The organism is Brevundimonas sp. T2-11 (assembly GCF_055397675.1).
Genome location: NZ_AP027920.1, coordinates 2,479,681 through 2,491,177, shown reverse-complemented (window position 1 = coordinate 2,491,177; position 11,497 = coordinate 2,479,681). Strand labels below are relative to the sequence as shown.

Below are 11,497 nucleotides of genomic sequence, written 5' to 3'. Positions count from 1 at the left end.
GATCGTCGGGCCGTCAGGCTGGCGCGCCGGGTTCGGCCAGGGCCTGGCCCTGACCTCTGGGCGCCGTCAGCACCGCGCCGATCGACGCGGCGATGATGCAGCCGATGGCCAGCCATTGCATCGGGCTGAGCTGTTCATGCAGCAGCACCATGCCCGCCATGGCGCCGATGGCCGGCTCGACGCTGAGCAGGACGCCGAAGGTGCGCTTGGGGATATGGCGCAGCGCGATCATCTCCAGCGAATAGGGCAGGGCGCTCGACACCAGGGCGACGCCGAGACCCAACAAGAGGACCGAGGGGGCCAGAAGCGCCGCGCCCGCTGTCGAGACGCCGAAGGGCAGGATGCCCAGGGCGGCCGTGCTCATGCCCAGGGCCACTGACTGACCCGCGTGCATGTGCGACAGACGCTTGCCGAAGACGATGTAAAGCGCCCAGCACAGGCCGGCGAAGGCGGCGTAGCCGACGCCGACGGGGTCCAGGCCCTCGACCCCGCTCCAGATCGGCAGCAGCATGGCCAGACCGGCGACCGCCAGGCCGACCAGGGCGAAATGCACCGGTTTGCGCGAATGGATCAGGGCGAGGGTCAGCGGGCCGCTGAACTCGATGGCGATGGCCAGACCCAGGGGAATGGTCCGCAGGGCCATATAGAAGCTGAGGTTCATCAGGCCCAGAACCAGGCCGTACAGCAGCACCCGCCCGGCGTCGGCGCGCGCCAGGCGGAAACGCCACGGCCGCCAGACAGCGACGAGGAACAGGGCCGACAGGCCGACGCGCAAGGCCGCCGTTCCCTCGGCGCCGACCAGGGGGAACAGGCCCTTGGCGAAGGAGGTGCCGACCGCCAGCGACACCATCCCGCCGACCAGGGCGAGATAGGGCAGGGCGGCCGAAAGGCGCGGCGAATTCAGGTGAAGGGTCGGGGAGGACATCGGCCGGGAACCTAGTGAAAAGCCGTCTGTGTTTCTCGCTGAAATCTGCTGATAGAATGCAAGAAAACAGCGTCAGAGTGAATTGGGATGCAGGAAACGTTCGTCCTTGATGGCTTCGACCGTCGGTTGCTGGACCTGGTGCGGCGCGACAACCTGCAGCCGGCGCGGGTGCTGGCGGAAAAGGTGGGGCTGTCGGAATCGGCGGTGTCGCGGCGCCTGCGGCGCCTGCGCGACGAGGGCGTGATTGTCGCCGACGTCGCGGTGATCGACGAGGGCCGGCTGGAGCGCGCCCTGACCATGCATGTCCTGGTCGAGATGGAGCGCGAGGGCACCGCCGTGCTGGACGCCCTGATCGAGAGCCTGACCGCCCGGCCCGAGGTCCAGGCCGCCTGGTATGTGACCGGCGAGACCGACTTCGTCCTCTATGTCCGCGTGCCGACCATGGAGGCCTATGAGGTCTTCACCCGCGAGGTGCTGAACGACGACGCGCGGGTGCGGGCCTTCAAGACCCTGATCTCGATCCGCGAGGTCTTGCCCTTCGACCCGGCGCGGCGGGGGTTGGCGCGCCGGCCCTGATAGCCAGGCTTAACCGGCGCGCAGAATTCCTGTGCGGCATGATCTTGCCTGACGCGTATAAGGGCTGTCACTTAAGCTGAACTCGCCGCTACGGAGCGCTCCCCATGTCCGACACCGCTTACGACGCCAGCCGCCACACCAAGGCCGGACGCGGCCGGGTCTATGACAGCATCGTCGACACCATCGGCGACACCCCCCTGGTGCGTCTGCCCAACCTGACGAAGGAGTTGGCGCCCAGGGCGACCGTGCTGGCCAAGCTCGAGTTCTTCAACCCGATCAACTCGGTCAAGGACCGCATCGGCGTGGCCATGATCGAGGCCCTGGAACAGGCCGGCAAGATCAAGCCGGGCGCGACCCTGATCGAGCCGACCTCGGGCAATACGGGCATCGCCCTGGCCTTCGTCGCGGCCTCCAAGGGTTACAAGCTGATCCTGGTCATGCCCGAGAGCATGTCGATCGAGCGCCGCAAGATGCTGGCGCTTCTCGGCGCTGAACTGGTGCTGACCCCGGCCGAACAGGGCATGAAGGGCGCGATCGGCATGGCTCAGGACCTGCTGGCCCGCACGCCCGGCGCCGTCACCCCCTCGCAGTTCGAGAACCCGGCCAACCCGGCCATCCACGAGGTCACCACGGCGGAAGAAATCTGGGCCGATACGGCGGGCGCGGTGGACATCGTCATTTCGGGCGTCGGCACCGGCGGCACCATCACCGGCGTCGGCCATGCCCTGAAGCTGAAGAAAGCCTCGGTGAAGATGATCGCCGTCGAGCCGACCGCCTCGCCGGTCCTGTCGGGCGGCGCGCCCGGCCCGCACAAGATCCAGGGCATCGGCGCGGGCTTCATTCCGCCGGTCATCGACACCGGCGTGATCGACGGCGTCGAGCAGGTGTCCAACGAAGACGCCTTCGACATGGCCCGCCGCGTGGCGCGCACCGACGGCGTGCCGGTGGGCATCAGCTCGGGCGCGGCCCTGGTCGCCGCCTTCCGTCAGGCGGCTCTGGACGAGAACGCGGGCAAGACCATCGTCGTCGTCCTGCCCGACTTCGCCGAGCGTTACCTCTCCACGGCCCTGTTCGAGGGGCTGTAGGCGGCTTCCGTTTTCCTCCCCATTCCATGGGGAGGGGGACCACGAAGTGGTGGAGGGGGCGCTGCCGCCCTGTCCTCTGTTGGCGCCTCAGGCATTCACCGCTGCGCCGCCCCTCCGTCACGTCGGCTGCGCCGCCGCGCCACCTCCCATGGAATGGGGAGGAAAGACGGTTGCGCCCTCACGCGCGGTTAACCGGCTCGCGCTAGAGTAGAAGTCATGTCCAGTCCGGTTGTCAGTTCAGACGCCGACGTCCCGCCTGCGGCGTCGAAGGCCCGCCAGACGCTGTTGCGGCGGCTGGCGGACGTCGTCTGCCTGCCCGCCAGCCGGATCAACGCCTTTGAACGCGCGGTGACGGGCGACCTTCTTGTCGACATGCTGAGGCTGGCGCCGGTCGAGGAGCGCCGGCGGGTGGCGGTCCGTCTGGCGCCCCTGGCGGAACTGCCCGACAGCCTGGCGCGGCTGCTGTTGCGGGACGAGCCGTCGGTGGCGGGGCCGCTGATCGAACAGTGCGCCTCGCTGACCGACGTGGACCTGATCGGTTGCGCCCGGGACGCCGGAATCGAGCACCGGCTGCTGATCGCCGAACGGCGCGGCCTGTCGGAGGTGGTGACCGAGGCCCTGCTGAGCCTTGGCGAGGACGCCGTCGTCGAGGCCGTGCTGAAGAACAGGACCGCTCGCCTGGCCCAGGGCGCGATCGAGGGCGTGGTGGCGCTGAGCCGTCAGAATCGCGCCCTGTGCGCGCCCCTGTTGCGTCGTCCCGAACTGCGCCCCTCAGGCGCCTATGTCATGTTCTGGTGGTGTGACGCCGAGGAGCGCCGCACCGTCCTGCAGCGGTTCGCCGTCTCACGCGAAGTGCTGCAGGAGAGCGTCGAGGATCTGTTCGCCGCCGCCGCCGCCGAGGGCTGGTCCGACCCTGTGGCGCGCAAGGCCCTGCAGTTCATCGAGCGGCGCCAGCGAAACCGCGCCGCTATCGACAAGAGCCCCTACAGCGGCCTGGAAGCCGCCGTCGCGGCGGCCGGCCAGGGCATGACGCGCGAACTGGTCGGCGAGATCGGCTATCTGTCGGGGATCAAGCCCCTGACCTCGGCCAAGATCATGGGCGACGCGGGCGGCGAGCCCCTGGCCATCCTGTGCAAGGCCACGGGTCTGTCGCGGCTGGATCTGCAGACCCTGTGGCGCGCCATGCGCCGGCCCGAGCTGACGGTCGACGGCGAGGTCCACCCCGACTGGGAGCGTGTGCAGATCACCTATGAGATGTTGGCGGTGGATCGGGCGCAGACCGTCCTGCGTTACTGGAACTGGTCTCTGTCCTCGGCGCTGACCCCAGCCCTGCTTCGGGCTATTCGCGAGGGCGACGACGAGCTGATCGACGAATACTCCGCGCCTGAGCGCGCCGCCATGCTGGCGCTTGCGGATAACTTTGGTCGCTGAGTCGCGACGACTGATCTCGCGGCAAGATCAGTAGAGAAACTCGCCGTTTCAATGACGCCTTGTGCTTGCATTGCTTTCATCGCGGAACATCCGTATGAAACTGCACAGCGGCGGATCGGGTCTGATCAGTCGAATGCGTTTGGCTCCTGAAACAGGCTATCCCCCATGGAAGAAAAACCCGAACTGCTCGAAATGACCGCTGACATCGTTTCGGCCTATGTCAGCAACAACACCGTCTCGGCCGACGCCGTGCCCGGTCTGATCGCTCAAATCCACGCCGCTCTGTCGGGCGTGTCCTCGGCGCCGGTGGAAGCCGAGCCTGAGCCCAAGGAACCGGCGGTTCCGGTGCGCAAGTCGATCACGCCTGACTTCCTGATCTGCCTGGAAGACGGCCGCAAGTTCAAGTCGCTGAAGCGCCACCTGCGCACCAAATACAACATGAGCCCCGAGGAATACCGGGCCAAGTGGGGCCTGCCCAAGGATTACCCCATGGTCGCGCCGAACTACGCCAAGGCGCGTTCGGACCTGGCCAAGCAGATGGGCCTGGGCCAGGGCGGCCGCAAACCCGCCCGCGCCGGTCGCGCCAAGAAGTAGGTCTGGCCCTTCGAGGGCGGGCGTTTTTTGTTCTGCAGCTCCCTCTCACGGCGGGAGAAGGCTTGAGCGCACGAGCGCCGAAAGGCGGTCGTTCTAGCGCGAAAGGGCGAGGGGCTAAGAGGCCAGTCGGCGTAAGCCGGGGCGTAACGGCTCATGCCGACTGAAGGCGTCGGCCCTCATCCGGCCCTTCGGGCCTCCTTCTCCCAGCGGGAGAAGGAAGGAATCAGGCCGCGTGCATGGCCTTGCGCATGCGCCAGAAGCGCAGGGTGCGCTGGGCGGCTTCCTGGGTCAGGTCGTTGTACATGCCGGCGTAGGCGCGGGCCTTGCCCATGGCGTCGCCGTCGGTGTTCAGCAGGACCACGGCGTAGGTCAGGAACAGGGCGCGGTCCAGATCGGCGGCCTTGCAGACCACGGCCAGGGCGTCCAGTTCGCGCCGGTCGATGATCTGGCGGGCGGTGTGGAAGTCGATCTCGGCCAGCTGCGACAAGGCGATCAGGAAGGAGGTCCGGCTGCCCGAGCGCAGGAAGCGGGCCAGGACTGTCGGGGTCAACTGGTTGGCGGCGCGCAGTTCCTCGACATAGGCCAGGCTCTCGGCATAGTCGGGCGGCAGGGCGCCGTCGTCGGTGGCGACGCGGGTGCGGCCGGCGGCCAGGGCGCTTTCCAGCAGGGCGGGGTCCATGCGCGCGTTCTGCTCCAGAATACGCTGACGCAGACGGGCCTCGACCTCGAAATACATCTCGTTGAGCAGGTCGGGCGGCAGGTTGGCGCGCTCGACGGTCGGCGCGTGAAGGGCGGGGTTGACGCGGGCGCGCTCGACGGCGGCCTCGCAGGCGGCGCGCGAAAGCTGGGCGCCTTCATTGCCGAGGAGCACGCCCAGGGTCTCGTCGTCGCCGCGCTCGACGATGGCGTCCGACACGGCCTCGGAGACTTCGGCGCGCTGGCTGACGGCGCGAATATGGCCCTGGCCGCGTGAACGGATGACCTGGATCAGGTCGGCTTCGGTCAGGACGGGCGAGGCGCGCAGAACCGGCTGGGCCACATCCTCGGCCTCGTCGTTGGCGAGGCGACGGATCAACTGGATCGGCGCGTCGCTGACGGCGGCGAAACGCTCGGCCAACTCGGCGCGGACGGCGACCTCCATGGCGTCGGTCAGGTCGCTGAGCACCGTGCCGTAGAGGGCGTTTTCGGCGTCGTTGCGCTCGGGGTCGCCGAAGAAGCAGTCCGTCAGTTCGCGCAGAAGGGCGCGCCGCTTCTCACTGGAGGATTCCTTCGCCAGGGCGATCAGATCGGGCAGGCGCGAAGCGGTGTCGCTGGCAAGGGGGAGGGCGGCGCCGTCGCTCATGGCTGATCTTGGACTTCGGTGTCGGGAGCGGCCTGGAGGCGGCCGTTGGAATTGCGGATCAGGGCGGGCTGGGCCGGGGGTTCGGCCAGGTCCGTCGCGGCGGGCGGCGCGGTCAGTTCGACCGGCAGGGCGTCGAGATAGACCGTCGCCGGCAGGGGCGTGGCGTCGGGCTGCCGTCCCGCCTGGCGGTGCAGCGAATAGTAGCGGGCGCCCTCCTGCGGTGCGGCGGCGAGAGGCTGGGGCGGCGTCTGGGGTTGCGCCGCCTGGGGCTCGGCGCGCGCAGCGGGCGCGGGCGTCGGCGTGGGCGGCGTCGATGCGGCGACCGGGGCGTCGGGCGCGGTCCGCTGAAGACGGAAGATCGGCGCATCGCGTCGCGGGGCCATGGGGTCGAAGGCGGGAGCGGCTGGCGGCGCGGATTCGGCTGGTGCGACCGGAGGCGTGGGCGTGGGCGTGGGCGCGGGAGCCGGGGCTGGGGTCGGAGCCAGGGCCGGGGCCGGGGCGGCCTCGACGACCGCTGCGGGAGCGGCCTCGACATAGGGCGGCGAAGCCGGGGGCGTCGGCGAGGGCGCGACGTGGGCGGGCGCGGGCGCCGCATAGGTCGGCGTCGGGCGGGGCGGCGGGGCAGGGACCGGAGCAGGCGCGTAGACAGGCTGCGGCTGCGGCTGAGGAGCATAGGCCTCGGGCGGCGGTGCGGGGACGTAGGCGGGCGCCGGCGGGGCCTCGACCAGGCGCGCGGGCGGGGGCGCCGCATGGGTCGGCGTCGGGCGAGGCGGCGGGGCAGGGACCGGAGCAGGCGCGTAGACAGGCTGCGGCTGCGGTTGAGGAGCATAGGCCTCGGGCGGCGGTGCGGCGACGTAGGCGGGCGCCGGCGGGGTCAGGTCGCGTGACCAGGGCGCGGGCGCGGGCGCGGCGTAGGGCCGGGGCGGGGGGACCGGTTGATAGGTCGGGGCGTTCGGACCGAGCCAGGCGCTGGCGGGGGTCAGGTTCTGCGCGGGCGTCGTGTCGGGCAGGCGGCCAAAGCCGCCGTGCGGGATGATCGGGGCGCGTCGACGCGTCGTGGCGGCGACCGGCGCGGAAACCGGCGTCAGGGCCCGGTCGGCGACGGGGCCGGTGTCCGGGCGTTGGGCCTTGGTCGGCCAGGCGAGGTAGCGCTGACCCGCCCCGTTCTGGCCGCTGTCCTGGGCCGCAGCGGGCGCGACGACGCCCAGGGCGTAGGCCCCGGCGGTCAGGATGGCGGTGATCGGCGGGCGTCGCACGGACGGCCTCCTGCAAGAGACGGCGTTGAAGGGACAGACTAGGTCGTGACGACTTAATCCGCTGCTAACGCCGGGCTTGATCGCCTCAGCCGCGTCCGGGCAGGTACTGGACGGTGAAGGCCTCGCGCCAGTCGGGGGGCGAGGCGTAGGCGGCCTCGGTCTGTTCCGCGAAGGCCTGCCAGCGATCGGCGGTCATGGTCCCCAGGCCGTAGAGGGCGGCGTCGCCGCCATCGACCACGGCCTCGGTCTTCAGGCTGTCGCGCACGGCGTTCAGCAGGCGCTGGTTCAGATCGGGGTTGGCCCGACGGATCAGGGCGTCGCCCTTGGACCCGTCGCCGTGGACATAGTCGCGCCAGCCCTCGACCGAGGCGGCGATGAAGTCGCGCAGGGCCCTGGCGTTGTCGCGGGCGAAGGCGTTGGGGGCCAGGACCAGGCCGGCGTAGGAGGGGTAGCCGTCATCGGCCGGGATCAGGACGCGCGGCGTAAAGCCGGCCTCGCGCGCGATCAGCGCGGGATCCCCCGCTGTCAGTCGTCCGACCAGAACCGACCTGGGGTCCTCGCGGAAGGCCTTGAGGTTGTCCTCGGGCGTGCCGGATCTGGCCTGATCGGGGGCCAGCTCGAAGCGGGTCCGCAGCCAGTTCCAGAAGCCGGCCTGGTCGGCGTGGCTCATCAGGATGGGGCGGTCGCGCAGGGCAGACAGGGTCTCCAGCGGCTGGTTGGGCCGGGCCATCAGGACCACGGGGTCCTTTTGCAGGAAGGCGGCGACGGCCTTGACCGGGGCCCGGTCGGCGATCAGCCGCATGGGGGCGAAGCTGTCCACGCCGACGGCCAGCTCGACGGCGCTGGCGGCCAGCAGGGCCGGAATATCGGCGCCCGCCGCGCCGGTCAGGATCTCGACGTTCAGGCCGCGTCGTTCATAGGCGCCGGTCGCCAGGGCCTGATAGAAGCCGCCGTGGGCGGCGGTGACCGGGCCGCCCGCCGCCAGGCGCAGGCGGACCCGCCCGGACTCGTCCACCGGAGCCTCGGCGCGACCACAGGCGGACAGGGTGCTGACGGCGGTCAGGCCGGCGGCGCCCAGCAGCATCTTGCGGCGGGAGAGTCGGTCGAAGGTCATCGAGGGATGGTTTAGGCGGCGGCGGCGATCTTGGAAAGGTCGCCGGCGCCGCACTGCACACCGGAAGTGGGCCAGGGGATCGAGTCGGCGGAATTGAGCGAGGGGACGCGACCCTGGCCGAAGCCCGATCACGTCCCCTCGCCAAGTCCGGGTTGGACCTGGCCGTTCGGGTCAGGGCCTGGCCTCCTTCCGAAGCGAAGATCTGAGTTTGAACGCGCAAGCGTCCAAACCGATTTCGCTCTGGTCCGTCGGGCGAACCCGGCGGCGTCGGCTGGTCTCCTGGCGGCTCCTGGTCGCATCGGGCGCGTCGTCGGGACGCGTCGTCTTCGATCCCGGCCTGGTTCTCCGTGATCCCCGCGCCGGAGCGCTGATGGATCGGGAGCCTGTGGCCCTGCCTCGGTGTCTCCGCGTCCTCCGAAGAGGCCTTGGGACCCTGGGTCAGAGAGCCGGACCGGTTCGCTCGATATCCCGCTAACCCATTGCTGAGTTTGGGATTTCCGCGCCGCCGTGTCCCGCTGGCCTGTTGACGTTCTCGCGGAATCCTCTATCCGGCAAGCGCGCCTGACCGGCTGGCTGTGCGGAACTGTCCCGGCCCCGGTGGGCAAGTCTGTGGATATCTGTGAACGGACCGAATTCGCGTTCAAGGATCAAGGGTTTGCGACGCTCCACAGGAAAGCCCCGCAGGAGGCGTGCAGGACGTCTTCGAAGGGGGCTTGCATCGGACCCAGGGTCCGGTCCCAAGGTCGGCTCATGTCGAACCGTAACTCATCACCGATCAGGCCGCGCTGGCTGGGCCCCGGCGATCTGGCGCGTCAGGCCAGCATCTCGATCAAGGCCTTGCGGGTCTATGAAAAGGCCGGGCTGCTCACGCCGGAACGTCGCGAGGGCGGATGGCGTCTGTACGGACCGGAACACGTCGCGCGTCTGCATCAGGTTCTTGCGCTCAAGGCGCTGGGCCTGTCGCTGAAAGATATTCGGGAGACCCTGGAGCGTGACGACCTGGCGATCAGCCAGATCATGACCTTGCAGGCCCTGCGTCTGGCCAGGACCATAGGTGCGGCGCGCGATCAGCTGAAACGGGTTCAGCAGGCGCGTGACCAGTTGGCGAACGAGGGACATGTCCCGGACGCCCTGTTGCTGGCCCTGGCTCGCGACCTGGCGCCGGCGCCGGCTCTGGCGCTGGCGGACGTGCGAGCCGCGATCCAGGCGGCGACGCTGGATGAGGCGGAGCGGGCCGCCATCGGCGTGGTCATCGGGCGGCGCGTCGCCGACCCGTTCATCGAGGCCGAGATCGGTGACCTGCTGGCGGAAGCCGTCATTGCGGCGGCGGAAGGCGAACCGGGATCAATGCGGGGCCAGGCTCTGGCCGCTCGCTGGCTGGCGCTGGCCGCCGCGCTGGACATGCCGGCCGGCGACACGCCCGAGGCCGAGGCGCTGCGTCGCGTGGCGAGCCGCATGATGGCCGATCCGGCCCTGACCGACGCCCTGTCCTTCCTGCGAGCCGCCGTGGAGCGGCGCTCCACCGCCCCACAAGAGGTCTGACCTTGCGACACATCCTGCTTCTCGCGACCGCCCTCATGCTGGGCGCCGTCTCTTCGCCGAGCCTTGCGGATGAGGCGCGGGTTTTCACCGGCGTCACCATTCTGGATCCGCAGACCCAAAGCCGGACGCCTGACAGTTATGTGGTCGTGCGCGGCGCCCGTATCGAGGCGATCGGCGAGGGGCGCTTGCCTGAGCGCTACGCCGGGGCGGTTCATTCGGACATGAGCGGACGCTTCGCCATGCCGGGCCTGTTTGACACGCACGCCCACATCACCCTGGGCCCTGTGACGCCCCAGGTCGTGGACGGCGCCGTCAGTCTGGTGGTGGGCGGGAGCGACGACATCACCCGTCATGACGCCCTTATGCTGCTGGCGGCCGGCGTGACGACGATCCGGGACCCCGGCGGAGACACGGCGCGGATGCTGGCCTATCGCTCGGCGGTGGCCGAGGGGCGGCTGACGGGACCCGAGGCCCGGATCGCGGGCGGGGTGATCGACCGATCGGCCTTTCCCGTGATCGGTCTGGTCGATCGCGTCGATGACGCGCACAGCGTCGCGGATCGGGTGAGGGCCCAGGCGGCGGCCGGGGTGGACTATGTGAAGCTCTACGAGGCCCTGACGCTCGAGGACCTGGCGGAAGGCGTGGCTGCGGCGCACGCCGCCGACGTGGGCGTCATCGCTCATCTGGGCGACGTCAGCTGGACCGAGGCGGCCGCCCTGGGCGTGGATTCCCTGGTCCACGCCATGCCGATTTCCCCGGACCTGCTGCCGGCGGACAGGCGCGCCGGATACCTGGCCGACCGCCGCCCGGGCGCCTATGGCTTCTTTGAATGGTACGAGCAGGTCGATCTCGACGGCCCGGAGATTCAGGCCATGATCCGCGCGCTGGCCGGGAAGGGCGTGACGGTGGACGCCACCCTGATCGCCTTCGATCTCGCCTTTCACGGCGACGACGCCGCCTATCGCGAGCGGGACGTGGATGCGGCCCATCCCGATCTGGTGGAGAACTGGCGCACGGTTTTCCGCTTCGACCTGGGATGGGAGCCGCAGGATCATGCGCGGGCCCGGGCCGTGTGGCCCAGGGTCCAGCGCTTCGTGCGGATGCTGCACGAGGGGGGCGTGCCGCTGACCCTGGGCACCGACATGAACAACCCGTTCGTCGCGCCCGGCGCCAGTCTGGCCCGCGAGGCTGAGCTGCATGTCGAGGCCGGCGTACCGGCCTGGGAGGTGCTGAAGATGGCGACGATCAACGCCGCGCAGTCCCTGAAGATGGAGGATCGCGCCGGGCGTCTGGCGCCGGGCATGGAGGCCGACATCCTGTTTCTGGAAGCCGATCCGTCGCTCGACATTCGCGCCCTGACCCGGGTCGCGGCCGTGATGGAGAACGGGCGTCTGCACCAACCCGAAAACCTGAAGCGGGCGGCGAAACCCTGACGGCCAGCACCCGCCGGCAGGCAGGACGGCTTTCGGGCCGGGGAAGAAGGGCCGCTGGCGACCCGCTGGAGTCTTTCCTCGTGAGATAGACGGCCGTAAGCTCCCGCCATGCTCAAGCCTCGCCCAGCCACCCTCGCACTTATGGAAGTATCAGGGTGGTGGGTGATGATCGGGGCTGCCGCTCTGGCCGCGCACGCTC

The 11,497-nt window shown here is 69.9% G+C and carries 10 protein-coding genes; 6 read left to right on the top strand and 4 right to left on the bottom strand.

Features of this window, described 5'->3' with window-relative positions; genetic code table 11:
- Window positions 1-13: 13 nt before the first annotated feature.
- Window positions 14-925 carry an EamA family transporter gene (locus tag ACZ5XO_RS12180; RefSeq protein ID WP_464162604.1) on the bottom strand — a complete coding sequence of 304 codons (912 nt, stop codon included), beginning with the start codon at window positions 923-925 and terminating at the stop codon, window positions 14-16.
- A gap of 87 nt (window positions 926-1,012) precedes the next feature.
- Between ACZ5XO_RS12180 and ACZ5XO_RS12175 the strand changes: the two genes are divergently transcribed.
- From ACZ5XO_RS12175 to ACZ5XO_RS12160, 4 genes are all read left to right on the top strand, one after another.
- Entirely contained in the window at window positions 1,013-1,501 is a 489-nt protein-coding gene (locus tag ACZ5XO_RS12175; protein WP_464162603.1) for an Lrp/AsnC family transcriptional regulator, read from the top strand.
- Window positions 1,502-1,605: 104 nt separating this feature from the next.
- Window positions 1,606-2,586 carry a cysteine synthase A gene (gene cysK / locus ACZ5XO_RS12170; RefSeq protein ID WP_464162602.1) on the top strand — a complete coding sequence of 327 codons (981 nt, stop codon included), beginning with the start codon at window positions 1,606-1,608 and terminating at the stop codon, window positions 2,584-2,586.
- Between the two features lie 216 nt (window positions 2,587-2,802).
- On the top strand, window positions 2,803-4,017 hold the full coding sequence (locus ACZ5XO_RS12165) for a DUF2336 domain-containing protein (protein WP_464162601.1): 1,215 nt from the start codon (window positions 2,803-2,805) through the stop codon (window positions 4,015-4,017).
- A 165-nt stretch (window positions 4,018-4,182) separates the two neighbouring features.
- Complete coding sequence (locus ACZ5XO_RS12160; protein WP_464162600.1) at window positions 4,183-4,611, top strand: Ros/MucR family transcriptional regulator; 429 nt, start codon at window positions 4,183-4,185, stop codon at window positions 4,609-4,611.
- A gap of 223 nt (window positions 4,612-4,834) precedes the next feature.
- Here ACZ5XO_RS12160 and ACZ5XO_RS12155 read toward each other — a convergent pair whose 3' ends face one another.
- From ACZ5XO_RS12155 to ACZ5XO_RS12145, 3 genes are all read right to left on the bottom strand, one after another.
- Window positions 4,835-5,953: a DUF2336 domain-containing protein gene (locus tag ACZ5XO_RS12155; RefSeq protein ID WP_464162599.1), complete on the bottom strand. Its 1,119-nt coding sequence runs from the start codon at window positions 5,951-5,953 to the stop codon at window positions 4,835-4,837.
- Window positions 5,950-7,209 carry a hypothetical protein gene (locus ACZ5XO_RS12150; protein ID WP_464162598.1) on the bottom strand — a complete coding sequence of 420 codons (1,260 nt, stop codon included), beginning with the start codon at window positions 7,207-7,209 and terminating at the stop codon, window positions 5,950-5,952. The genes ACZ5XO_RS12155 and ACZ5XO_RS12150 overlap by 4 nt, the downstream gene beginning before the upstream one ends.
- A gap of 85 nt (window positions 7,210-7,294) precedes the next feature.
- Window positions 7,295-8,323: an ABC transporter substrate-binding protein gene (locus ACZ5XO_RS12145; protein ID WP_464162597.1), complete on the bottom strand. Its 1,029-nt coding sequence runs from the start codon at window positions 8,321-8,323 to the stop codon at window positions 7,295-7,297.
- Between the two features lie 750 nt (window positions 8,324-9,073).
- On the opposite strand from ACZ5XO_RS12145, the gene ACZ5XO_RS12140 reads away from it, so the two are divergent.
- Complete coding sequence (locus ACZ5XO_RS12140; protein WP_464162596.1) at window positions 9,074-9,865, top strand: MerR family transcriptional regulator; 792 nt, start codon at window positions 9,074-9,076, stop codon at window positions 9,863-9,865.
- Between the two features lie 2 nt (window positions 9,866-9,867).
- Complete coding sequence (locus tag ACZ5XO_RS12135) at window positions 9,868-11,298, top strand: amidohydrolase family protein (RefSeq protein WP_464162595.1); 1,431 nt, start codon at window positions 9,868-9,870, stop codon at window positions 11,296-11,298.
- Window positions 11,299-11,497 lie beyond the last annotated feature (199 nt).